Source organism: Pseudomonas fluorescens, from assembly GCF_000968015.1.
GTDB classification, from domain to species: Bacteria; Pseudomonadota; Gammaproteobacteria; order Pseudomonadales; family Pseudomonadaceae; genus Aquipseudomonas; species Aquipseudomonas fluorescens_W.
Genome location: NZ_LACH01000129.1, coordinates 628 through 2,242, shown reverse-complemented (window position 1 = coordinate 2,242; position 1,615 = coordinate 628). Strand labels below are relative to the sequence as shown.

General features: G+C 57.3%; 1 protein-coding gene and 1 pseudogene. Both read right to left on the bottom strand.

The features are described from left to right. Positions 1-75: 75 nt before the first annotated feature. Positions 76-865: pseudogene (locus VD17_RS31100) on the bottom strand (OmpA family protein). 48 nt (positions 866-913) lie between these two features. Beyond that, positions 914-1,327 carry a DUF4398 domain-containing protein gene (locus VD17_RS31095; RefSeq protein WP_046057183.1) on the bottom strand — a complete coding sequence of 138 codons (414 nt, stop codon included), beginning with the start codon at positions 1,325-1,327 and terminating at the stop codon, positions 914-916. Positions 1,328-1,615 lie beyond the last annotated feature (288 nt).

The following is a 1,615-nucleotide window of genomic DNA, read 5'->3' as shown; positions in this document are numbered from 1 at the left end:
CGATCTTTTGATCTTAAAAACAAAAGCCCCGCCTGATCGACTCAGGCGGGGCTTTTGTGTTTCAGCAGACGAAGCTTAGTTCGAGCTAACCGCCGAACGCGGGATCACCGGCTGGTTGTCGTTGGAAATGGTCACCTCCACCCGACGGTTCATCGCACGACCGGAGACGCTGCTGTTCTCGGCCACCGGGTATTCCTTGCCGTAACCCTGCGCCACGATGCGCGCGGGATCAACGCCCATTTTCACCAGCGCCGTGCGCACGGAACCGGCACGACGCTCGGACAGCGACTGATTGTGGTTCGCGGCGCCCGTGCTGTCGGTGTAGCCCTCGACGATCACTTTGCGATCAGGGTTTTCCGAGAGGAACTGCGCCAGTTTGTTGATATTCACCAGACCGCTGGACTTCAGATCAGCCCTGTCAGTGGCAAACAACACATCACCGAATGTCACCAAGGTACCGCGATCGGTCTGCTTGGCGTTCAGGCTGTCCTGCAATTGCTTGATCTGCGCGTCGCGGGCATCCAGACGAGCCTGGGCACGCTGCGCGGAAGCATTTTTCAGATTGGCTTCGGCGTTGCGCAGGGCGATGGTCTGCTTCGCCACTTCAACACGTTGATTGGTCAGGTAAGCCAGTTGATCGACCTTGGCCTGGTCCTCTTTGTCCTGGTAAGCCTTGTCGGCCTTGTCCAGGTAATCGCTGGCTTCTTTGGTTTCCAGTGCCGCGACTTTGCTGGCTTGCGGGTTGGTTTGCAGGCCGGNNGTAGTTGGTGCGGGCCTGTTCCAGGTTCGCGTTGGGCGGCGTGGAGCAGGCGGCCAGTGCAACGCTTGCGGCCAGCAGGGCAGGGATCATCAATTGTTTACGCATGGTGGTTTCGTCCTTTTAATCGAGTAAGAAGTGCGTCGTGCCGGCCGCTTATTGCACGGTGCGCTGGCTTTCCTGACGCAGTTCTTGAACACCTTGCTGAGAGTCCTTCACAGCCTGTTCAGCTTTGATAGCCTGGGCCTTGCGCTCAGCCACGCGAGCGTCCCACTCGGCCTGTTCGGCCAGGACTTTGGCTTCGGCATACTTCTTGTCGTGCAGGGCGATTTCGGCTTGTTTGAGCTTGTCCTGCGCGGACTTCATTTCCACTGCCGCGAATTCGGTACCGCCGGCACTGACGGCGCTGTTGACTGCCGATTCCGTCACGGCGAATTGCTCGCTTGGCGGGTTGCCGGCACAACCGGCCAGAACGAAGCTGCTGCCGATGGCCAGTGCCGCCAGTTTCAGGCTACGCAGAGGGGGGAACGAGGATTTGGCAGTTCGGGTCTTCATGGTCTTCAACTCCATTGGAAAAACTCCTGAGAAACTTAAAAATCCATCCTGGGCAAGGAGCCGCAACCTTCAATTTCCGGGGGTGTTTTTAAACGGCCGTCCCAGGCGTGGTTAATGGGTGTGACCCGAGGCGTTTTTCGAAAGTTCAGAGAATATGGCCCATTGCCCGAAAAACTTTGACCGAACGGACAAGGCTCTAAACCGGGAAATTTGGTTGTGTGCAGCAGTATTCCCAACCTTTTCAAAGCCCGGGAATGCGCAATTATTGAAGGGAACTGCAAGCTAATGTGGGAGCGAGCCTGC

Excerpts from the sequence above, each read along its gene's own strand:
- VD17_RS31095 (WP_046057183.1), bottom strand. The coding sequence starts at position 1,327 with ATGGAGTTGAAGACCATGAAGACCCGAACTGCCAAATCCTCGTTCCCC.